This window comes from Hyphococcus aureus (genome assembly GCF_042643165.1).
Classification (GTDB): Bacteria; Pseudomonadota; Alphaproteobacteria; order Caulobacterales; family Parvularculaceae; genus Hyphococcus; species Hyphococcus aureus.
In genome coordinates, this window is record NZ_JBHRSH010000001.1 from 223,582 (window position 1) to 241,983 (window position 18,402).

Here is an 18,402-nt window from a genome sequence, read left to right on the forward strand (position 1 = left end):
GTGCGATCACACCATATCGGTGCATGAGACCCGCATATTTACTGGGGTTCGACCACTTTTCGGAGATTTGCCGTCAGGTATGCCGCGAAATCTCGAGAAGCCCTTCACGATGCGCAAGCGCCATCAATTCACCGGCGGAATGAACGCCCAGCTTACGCATGATGCTTGTACGGTGTTTGTCAGCCGTGTTGGCGCTGATGCTCAGCCGGTCAGCGATCACGGCGATCGAATCGCCGCGCGCCAACCCTTGCAGCACCTGACGCTCTCGCGGCGTTAGATCAGCGCCGAGGGCAGGACAATCGAGCGCCGCCTGAACTCTGGGCGAAAACGCCTCGTTTCCAGCCATGATGGCGCGCGCCGCATCTAGAAGCGCATCGATATCATCTGATTTCAGGAAAACACCATTCGCCCCCGCCTGCCGCGCCTGCCGCAAGACCCCCCCCGATGTAAGCCCCGTCAGCACAAGGATTTTTGTTTCGGGACTCCACCGGTGAACCTCATCTATCACTTCGATCCCGTTCGAATGGGGCATTGCGATATCGAGCACCAAAAGATTTGGACGATGCTTTTTGACCTGAATGATCGCCTGAATGCCGTCAGCCGCTTCAGCGGCGATCGAAAATTCTTCGCCAGCATCAATTGCACCTTTCACCCCTTGTCTGACAAGGGCATGATCATCCGCCACTATCACGCTATAAGCCATGGCCGCACCGGTTCGCTTCGGGACATCTAGCATGAAAACCACAAACGCACATAAAGGCAAATGGATATTTTTATCCTTGTGCGGCCTATTGCTCGGAATTCTCTCATCTGCAGCAGCCGCTAATCAAGCGATCATCCTTGAAGAAAACCAGCCTGTGCGGGATCTTCGGCCATATATTATGGTCTATTTCGATCCATCTCATGAAATGACCCTTAGCGACATTAGAGCTTTGCCGGTCAATAATTTTACACCGGTCACAACCAAGGAGCCGTCTTTTTCCCACACAACAGACGCGATTTGGCTACGCATCCCCGTGAAAAGCGCATCAAAAGACATCACGCAGAAAGTTCTCGTGCTTGAGACAAATTTCATGTTTGAGCTTGGCGTGATACTGGCGAACGACTCTCGCGAGGAGCGCCTGCTTTCTCAATCAATCGCCAGCCCATTTTCTACACGCGACATTCCTCATCCGAATCTCGTGGCTCAGTTTTCATTAGCGTCGGAAGAGGCGACGACAATCTGGATTCGTTACAGATCGCATGGCGATACATCGCTTCCTATTCGTATAGAAACAGAAACCAGCTTCATCGCCAGCACTCACGCCAATACGGCTAAATTCTTCATCTTCTACGCAGTCATTCTCGTCTTTTTAGCCATGAGCGTCATCGCATTTTTGTTACAAAAACGCTTCATCTTTATCACCTACTTTTTTTACGCCGCCTCTGTTTTTCTCTATGTGCTGCATCGCGACGGATACACATTTCAGTATCTTTGGCCGAACCATCCAGCCTTCAATAACTTCGCCAGCCTTCCTCTGGCCTGCGCGCTAACCTTTTTCGCGGCACTCTTCACCCGCTCTTACCTTCTAACATGGAAGAGATATCCTTTGAGCGACAAGCTGCTCCTCGCAATCATGCTGGGCGGCTTCAGCCTGGTCGCAGGCGTATTGTTCATTGCGGAAAGCAAGCTCAAACTCTTCGCCTATTTTTACGTTTTGATAGCCTCCGCCAGCTTCCTGGGAATCGGCTGTTACGCCTGGAGGCGCGAAGGACGCCGCATCCGCTATTTCGTCGCAGGATGGTTTGGCATCGTCCTGAGCTCTATCGCCGTCACCTGCATAACCTTATTTGGCCTGGACGTTTCGCGTAGCGCCATGCTCGACATAATACGCTTGGCGATGGTCTTCGACGCGTCAATGATGGGCATGGCTGTATTAGAGGGCATCAACACAATCCGGAGACAAAGGGACGCATCGCTCCGCGAACAATTGAGCATGGCGCAGATAAATCTGGGTTTGCACAGCCGCCTTGATAGTCTTGAAAAACGCTATCGGGAAACACAGCGCGTCGCTGAAGATCGTGGACGCATCCTTGCAGACGCCACACATGATATTCGACAGCCGCTCTTCTCTTTGAGAGCATCCATTCAAGAGAGCATAAACAAAAATACGATCTCGGCGGCGCGCCTCAAAGATATTGACGCCAGCTTCACCTATCTGGAAGGACTGGTGGATGAGTATATGGAATCGGCGCTCACCGGCACCGAAAACAAGTCGCATCCCTTACCGGAGGAAGAGCCGAATACGTCGCTCTCCATGATTATATCTTCCATGAACGAGATGTTTGCAGAGGAGGCTCTTTCAAAGAATCTGCAATTGCGCACAGTCACCAGCCGCCGGACGATGCCTGTCAGCGCCATGACGTTGCTGCGCATCGTCGCCAACCTGACATCAAACGCGATAAAATACACAACGTCCGGCGCTGTGCTCATTGGGTGCCGGCTGCGCAATGGCCAGCCCGGCATTGAAGTCTACGATACAGGGCCCGGCATGTCGTCAATGGAAGTCGATCATATACTCGACCGTAAGGCGCGCGGCGCATATTCCGACGCACATCAGGACGGCAAAGGTCTGGGACTTGATATTGTCGCCAGGCTTGCGGAAGAAAATAACCTGCTGCTGACCATCACAAGCCACCCAGGAAAGGGGTCATGTTTCCGCCTGACCCCAAAGACCGGCATGACTGATCACTAGAAAAGCGATGATGGCTGATGGAAAATCCCGGCCGCGGGTTTTCACATTTCAAGAACTGCCGCCCGTGCGTCATCATGCGCAATAGGTGTCGTATAGAATACGAATAACCGCCGCCGCGGCTTCATTTCCGATACTATAGTATATTGTCTGTGCTTCACGCCTGGTTTTGACGAGCCCTTCCTGCCGCAGCCGGGCAAGATGTTGGGAGACCGTCGCCTGACGCAGGCCGAGCTCATCAGTCAACTCACTCACGGACCGTTCCCCGTCGGCCATCAGGCACAACAGCATCAGCCGATGCGGAGACGCCATCGCCTTCAGGAGGTTGGTCGCCTCCCCTGCGTTTTCTTCCATTTCTGCGAATTTGGCCATTTTTAACTCTTTACATTCGTATATTCGAATGTATATATCTTAGACGAGCCTCGGGCCGCAAGTCCAGAAGCTTCTGGAAAGATACCGAGAGCGCCCGAAAAGGGAGATGATCCATGAATATCGACCGCGCCGTCTTTGCTTTTGCCGGATTTGTAACGCTGATAGGGTTGGCGCTAGGACTTCTCGTGCACCCCTACTGGTTCGCCTTAAACGCGTTTGTCGGCCTTAATATGTTCCAGGCCGCCTTCACTGGTTTTTGCCCGCTCGCCATGATCCTGAAGCGGCTGGGGCTCAAGCCGGGAACAGCTTTCGCCTGATCCCAGTTCAAGCGTTCAAAAAAACAACACAAGAAATATTGCGGGAGAGCAACCTATGAATCCCTTGCCGTTGAGCGCTTCGAACAAGCCGGGACTGTATCTTTGGGCGTCCGCACTGTTCAGCCTGATCTTGATCTTGCTCGTCGCGGCGCCGACGCTCGCTCCTCAAAGCTTCCCATTTCTGGAACCACTGAAAATCGACACCGACCCGGAAAACATGCTTTCCGAGGACGAGCCGGTTCGTATTTTTCACAACCAGATGAAACAGGAGTTCACACTTTACGACCTAGTCGTTGTCGGTGTCGTCAATGAAAAGAATGAGAATGGCGTCTTTAATACAGATACGCTTTCCGACATTTATGAGCTGACAAAATTTGCAGAAAACATCCGCTGGAGCGACGGTGAAGATGGAGGTCTGGCGCGCAAAGGCGTTATCGCGGTCGACATAATCGCGCCGTCGACGGTCGATTCCATTGAGCAGGCGGGACTTGGCTCCGTCAGCTTTGACTGGCTGATGCCCGCCGCCCCGCAGACGCAGGAGCAGGCGCTCGCCGTACGCGACCGCGCGCAACGCATTCCGACGCTTAATGACACGCTCGTTTCGGGCGATGGCAAGGCGCTGGCGATCTATATTCCGATCACCTCAAAGGATGTGAGCTTCCGCGTCGCGAACCAACTACGCGAAAAGATCGCCAGATTCGACGGCGACGCAGTTTTTCACATTACCGGCCTGCCCATCGCCCAGGATCAGTTTGGCGTGGAGATGTTCAAACAGATGGCGATTTCGGCGCCGATGGCTATGGCGCTGATCTTCGCGCTGATGTGGTTCTTCTTCCGCCGCCTCAGCCTGATCGTGTCGCCCATGCTCGTCGCCATGGTCTCCGTGATCGGCGCCATGGGGCTTCTCGTCGTCACCGGCAACACCGTTCACATCATGAGTTCGATGATCCCGATTTTCGTGATGCCGATCGCCGTGCTCGATGCGGTGCACATCCTATCCGATTTTTACGACCGTTATCCCGCGATGAAAGACCGCCGGAAAACGCTGGAACATGTCATGTCCGAGTTGTGGAAGCCGATGCTGTTCACGACCTTGACGACTTGCGCCGGCTTTGCATCCCTCGCCTTCACTCCGATTCCGCCGGTTCAGGTGTTCGGCATCTTTGTCGCCATCGGCGTTTTCTTCGCCTGGTTTTTCACTGTCACCTTGATCCCGGCCTATATCATGGTGATGCCGGAAAAAGCCTTCTCTGGTTTCGGCATGGGCTCCGGCGGAAAAGAATCCGACCATGAAACGACGCCGCTCGCAAAGTTCCTGCACGGCGTCGGTGATTTCGCTGTCGGTCAGTCGAAACTTATCGTCGCAGGTTTTCTGCTGGCCCTCGCCATCGCCGCCTATGGCGTCACGCAGATTCGCATCAATGACAATCCGGTTAAATGGTTCCACGCGGACCATGAAATCCGCGTTGCCGACCGCGCCCTCAATGAGCGTTTCGGCGGCACTTATATGGCGTATCTCACACTTTCCGCCGAAGGCGGCGATGCGCTGGCGAGCGTGGCCAGCGATGCGGAAAACCGCCTCAACGCGCTCGGTACGCCGCAAGCGCAAGGCCTCGCAAAAGATGCGCAGGCGCTTCGCGGCTCTGCTGAAAGCGTTGACACATTCCTTTCCGTCTTGCGCGGCAAAGCTGAAGCCGCCCGTGATGCGACACAATCCGACGACGACTGGTATGCCTGGGATGACGCTATCCTCGCCATCGACGCCGCCTCACAGGCTGAAGAAGTCTTCAAACAGCCTGAAATGCTCGCCTATATTGAAAAGCTTCAGGCGCATCTCGCCTCGACCGGACTCGTGGGTAAGTCGAATGCGGTAACCGATATTGTCAAAACAGTTCACCGCGACCTGTTTCTTGGGGAAGCGGAAGCCTATCGCATTCCCGATACGCCGGAAGCTGTGGCGCAAACCCTGATCACCTATCAAAACAGCCACCGCCCGCAGGATCTCTTCAAGCTCGTCACCCCCGACTTCAAAAAAACGGTGCTGTGGCTCCAATTGAAGAGCGGCGACAATATCGACATGAGCGCCGTCATAAAATCCGTAGACGAGTTTATGGCCCAGAACCCGCCGCCAATGGCCGTGAGCCATGACTGGTTCGGCCTGACCTATATCAATGTGGCGTGGCAGCAGAAAATGGTGTCTGGCATGGCGAAAGCGTTTCTTGGCAGCTTTATCATGGTGCTGATCCTGATGACCATCCTCTTCCGCTCTTTCGCCTGGGGCCTTCTCTCCATGGCGCCGCTGACGGTGACCATCGGCGTGATCTACGGCGTGATCGGCCTCATCGGCAAAGATTACGACATGCCCGTGGCTGTCCTGTCTTCGCTCAGCCTCGGTCTCGCCATTGACTACGCCATTCACTTCAACGCCCGCGCGCGGCAGCTCTACGAAGGCATTGGCGACTGGGTTCTCACGGCGAAACAGGCCTTCGGCGAACCGGCGCGTGCGATCTTCCGCAATGTGATCGTGATCGGCGTCGGCTTTCTGCCGCTGCTCCTCGCACCGCTGGTTCCCTATCAGACGGTGGGCGTTTTCATCTCGGCGATACTCTTCCTCGCCGGTGTCGCAACCCTCTTGGGGCTGCCCGCCCTCATCACCATATTCAAGAAAAGACTGTTCCCTGAAAGGAGAGCATAATGTTTGTCAAAAAACTCATCACGACAGCCGCCGTCACCGCGCTTTCGATCTCAACAGCGTTTGCGCAGGACGTGCAGGAGATTGTCAACAAGGCGAGCGCCGCCGCCTATTACCAGGGCGAGGATGGCCGCGCAAAAGTGCACATGTCCATCAAGGACGCACAAGGGCGCGAACGAACGCGCGACTTTGTCATTCTCCGCAAGGATATCGGCAATGTCGATAATGGCGAACAGCGCTTTTATGTTTTCTTTGAGCGCCCAGCAGACGTGAATAAAACGTCTTTCCTTGTCTGGAAACATCCCGCCGCTGACGATGATCGCTGGCTGTATTTGCCCGCGCTCGACCTCGTCAAACGTATCGCCCCGTCTGACGAGCGCACCAGCTTTGTCGGCTCGCACTTCTTCTATGAGGACGTGTCCGGCCGCGGCCCGGAGGAAGACAGCCATGTTCTCGTGGAAGAAACAGACGATTATTACGTCGTAAGCTCCACGCCAAAAGACACCTCTGGCGTTGAATTCGCCAGTTACAAGAACTGGATCCATAAAGCGACATTGATTCCAGTGAAAACGGAATATTACGACGAAAACGGCGAAACCTATCGCACCTACACGGCGCTCGGCGTTGAGACGATCGACGGCAAGCCAACCGTCGTGAAATCATCCATGGCGGACACGCGCATCGGCGGCGTTACGGAAATGCAGTATTCTGAAGTCGCCTATGACACCGGCCTGCCGGAGGATATTTTCTCCGAGCGTTACCTGCGCAATCCGCCGCGGCGCGAACTGCGCTAGAGAAAAAGGCGGCGCGCGATGAAACTGAAAGCCATCTTGACTGCAGCAATGCTCGGCGCAACGCCGGCAATCGCGCAGGACGCGCCGCCGCTTCCGACCGGGCTCTCGAGCGGTGACGCTCAAGAGGAAACCAAACAAAAAGAAACTTCTCCCACCGCACCGGCGCTGCCATCCGGTCTCGGCGAAGAAACAGGCCCCGCCCTGCCGCCCGGCCTCGCCGCAGATGAGACCAAAACTGCGGAAACCAGTTTTTCCGGATCTGATAAACCCTTTACGGCGCCGTTCGGCCTCACCGGTTTTGTCGAAGCCCGCGCGGGCGTACGGGTCGTCAGCGACCCCACGCAAAAAGCGCTTTCAATCGGCGAAGTGAGAGCCCAGCTCGGACGTGACATTGAAACCCGCAACGCGACCTTCCGTTTTGTCGGCGACTTTTTCTACGACCAAGTGGAAGATGTCAGTGACGTCAATCTCGAAACCGGCCGGGGCTTTTTCGATCTGCGGGAAGCGAATGTTCTTGTCCGTCCGCTCGACTTTCTCGACATCAAAGCGGGCCGTCAGATCCTGACCTGGGGTGTCGGCGATCTCGTCTTTATCAATGATCTCTTCCCGAAAGATTTCCGGTCTTTCTTCATCGGCCGCGACGACGAGTATCTGAAGGCCCCCTCTGATGCGATCCGCGTTTCAGCGTTCAGCAACATCGCCAATATTGAAGTCGTTTACACACCGCGTTTCGATGCAGACCGCTTTATCACGGGCGACCGCATCTCTTACTATAATCCAACCTTAGGCCGGATTGCAGGACGGGATGCGATTATCGCCCCTGAAGCGCGCGACAGCTGGTTTTCCGAAGATGAATTCGCCGCCCGCGCCTACCGCAATATAGCCGGGTTCGAAACCGCGCTTTACGGCTATGCAGGCTATTGGAAAACACCGGAGGGCCAAACCCTCTCAGGAGAACCCTTCCACCCTCGCCTCGCCGTCATCGGCGGCAGTCTGCGCGGGCCCGTACGCGGCGGGATCCTGACCGCTGAAGCCGGACACTATTTCAGCCGCGACGACCTTTCCGGCGCCGATCCTTTCATCCGCAACAGCGAAACCCGCTTTCTGGTTGGGTATGAGCGGGAAATCGCCAGCGAACTCACGGCCTCCGTTCAGTATGTCGGAGAAATTCTCTCCGACTATGCCGCGCTATCTAACTCTCTCCCCCTTGGAGCCGCGACGCCTGACCGGATGCGCCATGTTGTGACGCTGCGATTGACCAAACTCATGCTCAACCAGAATCTCACTCTTTCCGGTTTTAACTTCTGGAGTCCGAATGAAAAGGACGGATATTTCCGTTTCCGCGCCTCATACAAACTCAACGACGCATGGCTCACCGAAGCTGGCGGCAATATTTTTTACGGCTCTCAGGAAGACACTTTCTTTGGCCAGCTTCAGGACAACACCAATCTGTTTGTCGGCGTAAGACGGAATTTTTAAACGCGCAGCATGCCTGACGCGATAATGAAGGAGAGGAAACCATGGCTCATATCGTAGTGCTGGGCGGAGGCCTTGGCGGCGTCGTGATGGCTTATGAGGTCCGCGCAACAGCCCGTAAAGAAGACAAGGTTACGGTCATTTCCGATAAACCGAGCTTTGATTTTACGCCCTCGAACCCTTGGGTCGCCGTCGGCTGGCGCACCCCGGAGCAAATCAGCGTAGAGCTAGAAAAGCCGCTGGCCAAAAAGAACATCGACTTCATTCCAGTCGCTGCGACGAAGCTTCGCCCGGAGACGAACGCTATTGAACTGGCTGACGGGCGCACCGTCAATTACGACTATCTGATCATCGCAACCGGCCCTGAACTCGCCTTTGACGAGATCGAGGGGCTTGGGCCTCATGGCGGTCACACACACTCCATCTGCACAACGCCACACGCAAAATCGGCTCATGCCGCTTTTGAAGCCTTCGTCAAAAATCCGGGACCCATCGTTGTCGGCGCCGTTCAAGGCGCGTCATGTTTTGGGCCAGCCTATGAGTTCGCCTTCATCCTCGACGCAGAACTGCGCAAACGGAAAATCCGTGACAAGGTTCCCATGACCTTTATCACTTCCGAGCCTTACATCGGCCATTTGGGCCTCGACGGCGTCGGCGATACAAAGTCATTGCTCGAGTCGCAATTACGCGATCATCACATCAAATGGATCACCAACGCCAAAATCAAGAATGTCAGCGCCGACAAAATGCATGTTGAAGAGCTCGACGAAAACGGGAGCTTGAAAAAAGAACATGAGGTCGCCGCCTCTTATTCCATGCTCCTGCCGGCGTTTCGCGGCATTCCAGCCGTGCGGGACATCGAAGGCCTCGTCAATCCGCGCGGTTTTATCATTGTCGACAAGAACCAGCGGAATCCCACTTTCAAGAACATCTTTTCGGTAGGCGTTTGCGTCGCTATTCCGCCCATAGGGCCAACGCCCGTTCCGGTCGGCGTGCCCAAAACCGGCTTCATGATTGAGTCTATGACCGCAGCGACAGCAGGGAATATTGGCGAGATCCTGAACGGCGCGGAGCCGACCCACGAAGCAACCTGGAACGCCATGTGCCTCGCTGATTTCGGCGATGGCGGCGTCGCGTTCGTCGCCATGCCGCAAATTCCACCGCGCAACGTCAACTGGGCGGCGGAAGGTAGATGGGTGCATCTCGCCAAAGTCGCGTTTGAAAAATATTTCCTGGGAAAAGTCAAAAGCGGTAAGACCGAACCATACTATGAAAAAGCCGTCTTAAAGCTTCTTGGGCTTGAAAAGCTCAAGACCTGATCGTCGCTCTCATCTTCGCTTGATGTTTCTGGCGCGTAAGGGAAACGCCAATGGATTGAGGAACCTCAATCAGCAACACTCACGGGTTCTATCCATCCGACATTACCCGTTCCAGCCGCCGCCGATGGCGCCATAAAGATCAATCGCCGCCGATAATCGATCAAGCCTGCCCTGCACCAGACTGTCTGATGCGCTGAAAGCCGTGGACTGCGCATTCAAAAGGCTGGTCAGATTGTCCGCGCCTGAGCGATATCTGATTTCTGCAAGGGACAGCGATTGCTCTGCGGCGTCCCGGGCGATGACAAGCTGTTCTTCCCGCTGTTCTGCCGTGGCGAGCGCGCTGAGGCTGACATCCACATCGCGCAGCGCGTTGAGCGTCGCCTGGCGGTAGCGCGCAATTTGCTGCTCGACGCGCGCTTCTGCTGAATCAAGCTGGCCTTCCAGGCGCCCGCCTGTGAAAATCGGCGCCGCGAGCGATGCAGCCAGAGAACCAATAAGGCTGGTCCCGCCCGTCAGCCCGGCATTCGCCCCGGCTGATAGATCGATGGAGGGAAAGAAAGCCCGCTGCGCGGCGGCGACATTCGCATCAGCCGCGCGCAATTGCGCCTCGGCGCTGAGTAAGTCCGGGCGCCGCAACAATAACTCGGATGGCATGCCGGGGTTAATCGCAGGCGGGGTCATCGCCAGAATATCCCCTGCTGGCGCTTCATAGCCCTGCGGCGTGCGGCCCAGCAGCACAGACAGAGCGGTCTCGAGGCTCACCACTTGTTGTTCAATTTGGGGAACGCGTGCGCGCGCATTCGCGAGAGAAGCCTTCTGGCTCTCAACATCGAACCGTGAAACGTCGCCGGCGTCATAGCGGGTCTGGATGATGTCGAAGATGCGCTCGGAAATCTCGAGATTAGAGCGCGCGACATCAAGGCGTTCACGCGCGACGAGCACCGAGAAATAGGTAAAGGCCACATCCGAGGCGACCGTGAGTTCAAGCGCGCGTTGATCGAAGACTTGTGCGTCATATCCGGCGCGGGCGGCGGCGCGGCTGGCGCGGTTCTGGCCGAAGAGATCGAGCTGATAGGAAGCCGAGCCCCGCGCCGATGCGGAAATATCGTCAAGCCCGCCGCCTTCGGTATTGGAGGAGGCTGAAGCGCCAGCGCTCAATTGCGGAAACAAGGATGCATTCGCAACTCTGACCGATGCGCGGGCCGATTTGAGGGCGGCGACGCCCCCAGCGATGTCCTGATTGGCGTCAAGCGCGGTGTCGATCAGTCCATTCAGTTCCGCGTCGCGAAAACTCGTCCACCACAGCGCATCAGCCTTCTCAACTTCGGTGAGCTCGCCAGCATAATCGTAACTCGCCGGCATCCTCGTAAGCTCGCTGACCGGCGGCGAGGCCGTAGCGCAGGCGGCGAGAGAAAGCGCAGTGGCGGATAAGAATATTTTTTTCATGTTCTACTCCGACGCCAAAGCAATGACAGGGTCCAGCCGCGATGCTTTGCGCGCGGGCATAAAACCAAAGAGGAGACCAATAGCGAGCGCCGATCCGAAAGCGAGCATGGATGGCGCGGGTGTGATGGCGATGGACATGCCGGTTGCGCCAAGCGCCAGCGATACGCCGAGGCCGATCAGAACGCCAATAAACCCGCCAAGCGCCCCGACCACCAGCGCCTCGGTGTTAAACTGCATCATGATGTCCGATCGCCGCGCGCCGGTCGCCATGCGCACGCCGATTTCACGCGTACGCTCAGTGACACTAACCAGCATGATATTCATGACGCCGATACCCCCGACGACGAGAGAGATCGCCGCCACTGAGCCGAGCAAAACCGAGAAAGCTTTTTGCGTTTCCTCAACAGATTCCAGAATGGAGGCCGTGTTGCGCAACTGAAAATCCTCGACGCCATGGCGAGACAGCAAAAGCGCCTGCGCCGCAGCTTCAGTCTCCGATATGCGCTTGGTGTCATCGACGGCGATAGTGATTGACGACAGATAGTTCTGACCAAACAAACGCATCATTCCCGTGGTGATGGGCGCCAGCGCGACATCGTCCATATCCTGTCCCCAGGCGGTTGCGCCTTTCGGCGCAAGAACGCCGGCGACTTCAAACGGCGCACCGCCGATAAAAACATATTCACCTACGGCTGAGGCGACATTGTCAAACAGATTGTCAGCGACGGTATAGCCAAGCACAACAACGGCGGCGCGACGGGTCTGATCGTCTTCGGTAAAAAAGGTCCCATAGGCCATCTCCCAGTTCTGGGCTAGCGGCCAATCGTAGGAGACTCCGTCGATTGAAGTCTGATAATCAGCACTATCGACGCGCAATGTCTCGCGACCGGAGCGCGTCGGAATAGCGGCGATGATGTTGTCGATTTCGGCGAGCCTTGCAGCGTCTTCCATCGTCAAACTCGCAATCGCCGAACCGCGCATGCGCGTGCCGGGGGCACCGGGCCGCACGAATAACAGGTTTGATCCCATGGTTTCGATACTCGCCACTACCTGTTTCGAACTGCCTTCGCCAATCGCCAACATCGCGACCACGGCGGCGACGCCGATGACAACGCCCAAAAGCGTCAGCGAGGTGCGGAACAGATTGGCGCGAAGCGACCGGAAGGCCATTTTCACGGCTTCGCTGGCTTGCAGAAGCCAGGTCGGCGCATCCACCGTTTTTTCAAATGGCTTAACCGTCTTCAAATCTTCTGTTTCGCCGGTGTCGGAAATAACCTTGCCGTCAGCAAGTTCGATGATCCTGTGGGCGCGCGCGGCGACATTATGATCGTGCGTGATCAAAATGATCGTACGCCCCGAGGCGTGCAACTCCTCCAGCAGCGCCAGCAACTCAGATCCGGAGCTGGAGTCGAGCGCGCCGGTGGGCTCGTCAGCGAGAATGACCTCGGCGTCATTCATCAGCGCGCGGGCGACGGCCACTCGTTGTTGCTGGCCGCCGGAAAGCTCATTTGGCCGATGCTGGCCGCGATCGCCGAGCCCAAGCTTTTCCAGCAACGCCTGAGCGCGGCTGCGACGTTCTTCAAGCTTGCCGCCGGCATAGATCGCCGGCATTTCGACATTTTCCGCCGCAGACACCGTCGTCAGCAGATTATAGCGCTGGAACACAAAGCCAAAAGTATCGCGCCGAAGCGCCGCCAATTCGTCAGGCGTTAATGTTGAGACATTCTTTTCGCGCACCGAGTAAACGCCGCTTGTGGGCCGGTCGAGACATCCCAGAATATTCATCAGGGTCGATTTGCCGGAGCCGGACTGGCCAACAATGGCGACGAATTCGCCAGCCTTGATGGTCAGGCTTACGCCATCAAGCGCCCGCACTTCCGCTTCACCTTTGCCATACACACGACTGACATTTTGAATATCGATGAGTGGAGACATGCGTTCGCCTCCCTTAGCGCGGTCCGCGCCGGCCCATGCCGGGCGGGCGGCGCGTGCGATCACCGCTTTGCGCTGTTGGCGCTGTAAACGCCTGACCGGTGACGACAATCTCACCTGGCGACAGACCGAAAAGGATTTCCGCCTGGGTGCGGTTTGTGAGGCCCACCAGCACGGGTTGCGGGCGCAACTCGCCGTTCTCCAGCACTGTCACCATCTTGCGTTCAGCGTCAGGATTGGCCGCCATGGTCTCTCGCATGGCCGCGCGACGTGGATTTTGTTCCTCACCCAGTCCGCTCGCCTGGGCTGCCATCAGCCCCCGACGCTCTTCTTTGTCGCGACGACGTTCGCCCTCGCCTCTTTGTGCACTTTGGGAGCGGCGAGAATCGCGCAAGGCGGCGACGGGCGCCAGCACAGCATCTTTCGCAGAGCCGGAAACGAAGAAAACCTGAGCCGTCATTTCCGGTTTCAGCAATTCGTCATCATTCGAAATATCGAGCAACACCTTATACAGCACAACATCATTCAGGATTTCCGGCTGCGGCAAAACCTGACGCACCGTGGTGCGCCATTTCCCGTTTCCGCCGCCAAGCGTGGTGAAATAGGCGTCCTGACCTTTTTTGACACGCAAGACATCAGCTTCCGAAACATCCGCTTCCACCGTCATGATGGTAAGGTCAGCGATGCGTAGAATTGTCGGCGTTGTCTGGTTGGCGTTCAAGGTTTGCCCGACAACCGCAGACTGGGAAACAATCGTGCCTGACATGGGCGCATATATTTTGGTGAATTCGAGGGTCGCTTCATCGGCCTCAAGCGTGGAATTCTGGCGCTCAATCTGGGCTTCAAGCTGGGTCAGTCTTGCAGCTGCAATCTTCCTGTCTGCAATGGCGGCCTGATATTCAGCCTGTGATATGGCGTCAGCCTTGTAAAGCATGTCGGCGCGCGCCGCGTTTGCTTTCGAGAGTTCCAGCGACGCCTGTTGTTGCGCAAAAGAAGCATCAAGCTCTTTCAGTTGCGCGCGGTCCGCCTCAACCTTCGTCGCTGCAAGCGTTTCATCAATCTGGGCCAGAAGGTCGCCTTTTTCGACCCGGTCGCCAACCTCGAAAAAAAACTCTTCGAGCTGGCCTGAAACCTGCGCCCCGACATCCACATAGTTCTTTGGCTGAATTTTTCCGGCGGCGGAAATGGCGATCTCTATATCGCCCGTCACAATCTCAGCCGTCTGATAATCGGGCGCCGCGTTTCGGCCACGCATGAAAACATAGCCGCCCACAGCGATTGCTGACACAAGCAAAGCCATAGCCAGCACCCTGAAAGCGCTTGTTCTTTTTGACCTCATCGCAGCACCAAATTCCTTGTCCCGCCAACCCGCCCCATGGCGCGACAGGCCTGTATGATGACTTAACGCATGAAACGGGAGATTCCGTTGGAACAAGCAGCGTCAATTTTCAGGTCATTTTGTGGCCGAATATGGACGCAACCTCCAGCCGCCCGCTGGCCGCAGCCTTCATGCTAGTGGGAGCTCATGAGAGATAGGGGCGGAGACCGACCATTCTGCGATGCCACAGGAATTGTTGATTCTGTCTGCTAAGCGCTGGCGGCTGACCGCCAAGACAGAAAATCGGCAGCGGCTACGCTGAAACGCCAGGATTATGCACCGGCCGAAAACCACAACGGGCATTTATAGCGGTATGTGATTTCTTCGCCTTGAGAAATTGTATTCAGCGCAACCAGAATCGCTAACCAGCCTAATGAGTCATGCCGCTCCCACCGAATATCGGCATTTGCATGTTCTGCATGATTACAGAAACTCATTATGCCATACGCCATTAGCCCGGCCTTTGGATTTTCAGGGTGAGCGAAGTAAAAATCCCCTATGGGGTGGATTTCATCCAACTGCAGACACTGTTCTTCAGTAATCTCAACTGTACAGGCCATATCGATAAGCGAACTCTGCTTAATCTCGCGCAATGCGATGAGACCGCGCCCGCCAAAACGGCTCTTTCCGGGAGCGGCAAGGTTCGGACGGCGGCGCCAGAAGTCATTATATTTGATATCATGAATGGCGTCCGGCTGGATTTCAATGCTCATTAGAGATGTCTTTCCTGAATATGATCTTGTCATCGCCGGGACGATAGAAATCGGCGATCTGAACAAGTTTTTTAAAGCCATGCTTCTTATAAAAAGCTCGCGCTTTTTCGTAGGGCGCCGTTGACGAGGTCTCGGCGACAAGAAAGGCGCCGCCAAGCTGGGCGACGGCTTTTTCCGTACGCGCGAGTATGTCGGCGCCAAGACCCTTGCGGCCAGAATCGGGATCGACCGCTATCCAGTAAAGGTCATAGGCTTTTTCTGTCCCCGGCGTTCGTCCGTAGCAGGAGTACCCTGCGAGGCGCTCGCCATAGCCGGCAAAGATGAAGTCGTATCCGCTGGTCCTGCCCTTTGCGATCCGTTCTTCTGCAAGCTCGCCGGCGATCCCGACTTCTTCCGCGCTGAACGCAGCCGTCGCAGTGACGATGCGGCGGATCTCTGCCACATCGCTCAGGCGCACCGCCGCCCGCCAGGAGAGGGGTTTTTCCGCCACATCTTTCTTCTTCTCTGGCTTGCGATAAGACCCAATAGCGCCCGCTTTTGAGGCGAAGCCTTCGAAAAAACGGCGGGCGTTGACCCCGAGATTTTGCACGCGATAACCGCCCTCCTGAACGAAGACCGTCGGAAGGCCCGCTGCCGCGATGATTTCGCCCATCCTTGCAAAGTCCGCAGCAATATACGGCCATGTGCCCGTGGGGTCGCCCTTGGCGGCATCGAGGCCGAGCGCCACAACAAGAAAGGCCGGATCATGCTCGGCAACGCGCGAGAGCGCACGCTTCAAGGCTTTGCGGTGATCTTCCGGTGTGATCGTTTCGGCCAAGGGAATGTTGAGATTGGCACCCGCCCCTTCGCCGCGTCCCGTCTCATCCTTGAACCCGGTAAAATAAGGATACGCGAAACTTGGATCGCCATGGATCGAGATCGTGAGGACATCGGCGCGTTCGTAGAATATATCCTGCGTGCCATTGCCATGATGATAATCCACATCGAGAATAGCGACCCTTCCATAGTCGGAAAGGTAGTTCGCCGCCACGGCCGCATTGTTAAAATAGCAAAAGCCGCCGAACGCCTTGCGCTCCGCATGGTGGCCTGGAGGGCGGACGAGCGCATAAGCCGCCGGAGCGCCATCCAGCACCATTTCCGCTGCGGTCAGCGTACAATCGATCGCTTCGCGCGCCGCCGGATAGGCGTTGGCGTTGAGCGGCGTGAAGGTATCTATGCACCAGTATCCCGCCAGCACTGACCTGTCTTTCGGCATCCGGCCCGCATTGCGGATTGGAAAGACATAAGGATAAACGGATTTCCCTTCAGGCGCTTCCTTGCATGCGCGCTCGATATAGTCGACGAGCTTTGGGTCATGCACCGCCTTGATCCATCGGTCCGGAAAATCTTTCGCCGGCGCCTGAGCGAAAAACGCACATTTGGTCAGTTCGGAAAGGATTGACTTGACGCGGACAGGCGCCTCCACATAACCGCGTTCGCGAATATGGTGGATATCGTGTTTATCATTGACGATGACAGGTAGGTTAAACGTCTTCGGCGCCAGCAAGGCTTCTGCTTTAGGACCGCCATAACGCGCTTCGCGAAGGTGCATCGTCTTGTCGTCGATAGAACCGACGACCTTTTCAATATATGCAGGCGGACATAAATGCGCATATTTGCGCGTCAAAATTGCACTGACGATTTTTTTCACCTGCGCGGCTTTCGGCAAGTGAAAATCGCCAGGCCCGTCAAAGACGAGATAGGGGCTGTCGGTGTCGCCATCCTTTACCGGTGTTTCATAAGCCGTGCCCATGATCGGAAAGGCGCCGAAGCGTTCATAGAATTTCAGCCGCGCCTCATTTTCCTTGCGGATTGCCGGATCGGGGCTAAGCGCAGGATCGTCAGGCAAACATTCGAAATAAACCCCTTTCAATCCTCGCGCCAGCGCATGTTCACGCACATGGGCGTAGAGCGCCGCGCCGATCCCGCCGCGAGTCTGACCTTTTGCCGTTGCAATCAGTTCGAGAAAACCAAAAGAAAGAGCCGGGTCTGCAAGCAGGATCGCAAAGGCGCGGATATGCCCGCGGCCATCCTCCATGACGAAAACATCAGACACAAATTCGTAACGGACCGGGTCCGCGATCTGGTCGGGGATCTTTTCAATATCCCGCGCCGGCATCAGCGCAAAGCGGTCCCGAATGATGCCCTGGATTTCAGCGATGGCGCGCCGGTTCGCAGGCGCGGCTGCATCGCTCAAATGACGGATGCGGAACATCAGCAGCCCCGACGGCGCAAGGCCGCAAGAACAATCGCTTCAACGCCATCCTCGAAGGAAAGCCCGGCCTCACACAGCGCCGCGGCAAACCCGGCTTCCGGCGCCAAACAGGGATTGGTGTTGAATTCAAGAATGAAAGGCGCGCCTTTGTCATCGACGCGAAAATCAACCCGCGCATATCCTGCAAGATCGGCTGCGCGCCAGCAATCAAGCGTCATCATCTGGAGCCGCCTCGCGAGCGCTGGCTCGTCCTGTTCAACTCCGAAACGGCGCCGGGTCAGATGATAAGACGGGCTGTTCTCATCCCATTTCGCCGCATAATCGACAATCGGCAGAACGCCTTCCGGCAACGCGTCGAAAGTCATCTCGGCCATGGGGAGCACGCGCAGGCCGTCTGCGGTCTCGAGAACCGCAATGTTAAACTCACGCCCGTGCACATATTCCTCGGCGAAGAACCGTCCGCCGAATTTTTGTTCCCGACGAGCGATTTCGTCCGCCGCCTGTGACGCATCGATAACCGATTGCTGGTCCATGCCGAAAGACGCGTGTTCGCTCACAGACTTGATGATGACCTTGCCCGCGCCAGCCGGCGGCGCCTGACCCATCCAGCAATGGGGCGCAAGAAGACCGGCCGCCTGCAGCACTTGCTTGCTGAGGATTTTGGAGCAGCTTTGAAAATAGGCTGTCGCCCCCGCGCCTGTATAAGCAAGGCCGAAGTGATCCATGGCGGCGCAGACAATATGACCGTGAGCGCCATTGCCGCGGATCGCTTCAACCAGATTGAAAGCCGCAAGGGGTTTTTTCTGCGCAAGCTTTTCAATAACGGTCAAGTCAAAGTCGATTTCCAGAATATCGCTGTCATAGCCGCGCGCGCAAAGCGCGCGGGAGATGATTCCGGCATTGCGAAGCGTGTCATCCTCGTCCGGCCGGTCGGCGGGCGAGCCATGTATCACCGGAATGTAGCCGCCCATGGTGGG

At 56.4% G+C, this 18,402-nt stretch carries 14 protein-coding genes; 6 read left to right on the top strand and 8 right to left on the bottom strand.

The annotated features are described in order from the left end of the window. Positions 1-73: 73 nt before the first annotated feature. Positions 74-685, bottom strand: a complete 612-nt coding sequence (locus ACFOOP_RS01050) for a response regulator (protein ID WP_379878841.1) — start codon at positions 683-685, stop codon at positions 74-76. A 49-nt stretch (positions 686-734) separates the two neighbouring features. Between ACFOOP_RS01050 and ACFOOP_RS01055 the strand changes: the two genes are divergently transcribed. After that, positions 735-2,735: a sensor histidine kinase gene (locus ACFOOP_RS01055; protein ID WP_379878843.1), complete on the top strand. Its 2,001-nt coding sequence runs from the start codon at positions 735-737 to the stop codon at positions 2,733-2,735. Between the two features lie 72 nt (positions 2,736-2,807). Here the strand turns inward: ACFOOP_RS01055 and ACFOOP_RS01060 are convergent, their stop codons facing one another. Further along, positions 2,808-3,104, bottom strand: coding sequence for an ArsR/SmtB family transcription factor (locus ACFOOP_RS01060; protein WP_379878845.1), 297 nt, complete (start codon positions 3,102-3,104; stop codon positions 2,808-2,810). Positions 3,105-3,217: 113 nt separating this feature from the next. Here ACFOOP_RS01060 and ACFOOP_RS01065 point away from each other — a divergent pair, with 113 nt between their 5' ends. From ACFOOP_RS01065 to ACFOOP_RS01085, 5 genes are read left to right on the top strand one after another with little or no spacing between them, the layout of a single operon-like run. Further along, positions 3,218-3,421: a YgaP family membrane protein gene (locus tag ACFOOP_RS01065; RefSeq protein ID WP_379878847.1), complete on the top strand. Its 204-nt coding sequence runs from the start codon at positions 3,218-3,220 to the stop codon at positions 3,419-3,421. A gap of 55 nt (positions 3,422-3,476) precedes the next feature. Next, entirely contained in the window at positions 3,477-6,116 is a 2,640-nt protein-coding gene (locus tag ACFOOP_RS01070) for an efflux RND transporter permease subunit (protein ID WP_379878849.1), read from the top strand. Next, positions 6,116-6,907, top strand: coding sequence for an outer membrane lipoprotein-sorting protein (locus ACFOOP_RS01075; RefSeq protein WP_379878851.1), 792 nt, complete (start codon positions 6,116-6,118; stop codon positions 6,905-6,907). The genes ACFOOP_RS01070 and ACFOOP_RS01075 overlap by 1 nt, the downstream gene beginning before the upstream one ends. Positions 6,908-6,925: 18 nt before the next feature. After that, a complete protein-coding gene (locus ACFOOP_RS01080; RefSeq protein ID WP_379878853.1) occupies positions 6,926-8,386 on the top strand; it encodes a DUF1302 domain-containing protein in 1,461 nt (486 codons plus the stop codon). A gap of 41 nt (positions 8,387-8,427) precedes the next feature. Further along, positions 8,428-9,702 (top strand): NAD(P)/FAD-dependent oxidoreductase, encoded by a 1,275-nt coding sequence (locus ACFOOP_RS01085; RefSeq protein WP_379878855.1) that lies wholly within the window; start codon positions 8,428-8,430, stop codon positions 9,700-9,702. A gap of 102 nt (positions 9,703-9,804) precedes the next feature. Here ACFOOP_RS01085 and ACFOOP_RS01090 read toward each other — a convergent pair whose 3' ends face one another. The 6 genes from ACFOOP_RS01090 to ACFOOP_RS01115 all read right to left on the bottom strand — a co-directional run bounded on the left by ACFOOP_RS01090 (position 9,805) and on the right by ACFOOP_RS01115 (position 18,396). After that, on the bottom strand, positions 9,805-11,148 hold the full coding sequence (locus ACFOOP_RS01090; protein ID WP_379878857.1) for an efflux transporter outer membrane subunit: 1,344 nt from the start codon (positions 11,146-11,148) through the stop codon (positions 9,805-9,807). A 3-nt stretch (positions 11,149-11,151) separates the two neighbouring features. After that, positions 11,152-13,083 carry a MacB family efflux pump subunit gene (locus ACFOOP_RS01095; RefSeq protein WP_379878858.1) on the bottom strand — a complete coding sequence of 644 codons (1,932 nt, stop codon included), beginning with the start codon at positions 13,081-13,083 and terminating at the stop codon, positions 11,152-11,154. A 13-nt stretch (positions 13,084-13,096) separates the two neighbouring features. Further along, the gene (locus tag ACFOOP_RS01100; RefSeq protein ID WP_379878860.1) at positions 13,097-14,380 is read right to left on the bottom strand and encodes an efflux RND transporter periplasmic adaptor subunit; all 1,284 of its coding nucleotides are present in this window, start codon (positions 14,378-14,380) and stop codon (positions 13,097-13,099) included. A gap of 350 nt (positions 14,381-14,730) precedes the next feature. After that, positions 14,731-15,171: an SET domain-containing protein-lysine N-methyltransferase gene (locus tag ACFOOP_RS01105; protein ID WP_379878862.1), complete on the bottom strand. Its 441-nt coding sequence runs from the start codon at positions 15,169-15,171 to the stop codon at positions 14,731-14,733. Beyond that, entirely contained in the window at positions 15,161-17,425 is a 2,265-nt protein-coding gene (locus tag ACFOOP_RS01110) for a GNAT family N-acetyltransferase (protein WP_379878864.1), read from the bottom strand. The genes ACFOOP_RS01105 and ACFOOP_RS01110 overlap by 11 nt, the downstream gene beginning before the upstream one ends. Next, positions 17,425-18,396 carry a D-alanine--D-alanine ligase family protein gene (locus tag ACFOOP_RS01115; protein ID WP_379878865.1) on the bottom strand — a complete coding sequence of 324 codons (972 nt, stop codon included), beginning with the start codon at positions 18,394-18,396 and terminating at the stop codon, positions 17,425-17,427. The genes ACFOOP_RS01110 and ACFOOP_RS01115 overlap by 1 nt, the downstream gene beginning before the upstream one ends. Between the last annotated feature and the right edge of the window lie 6 nt (positions 18,397-18,402).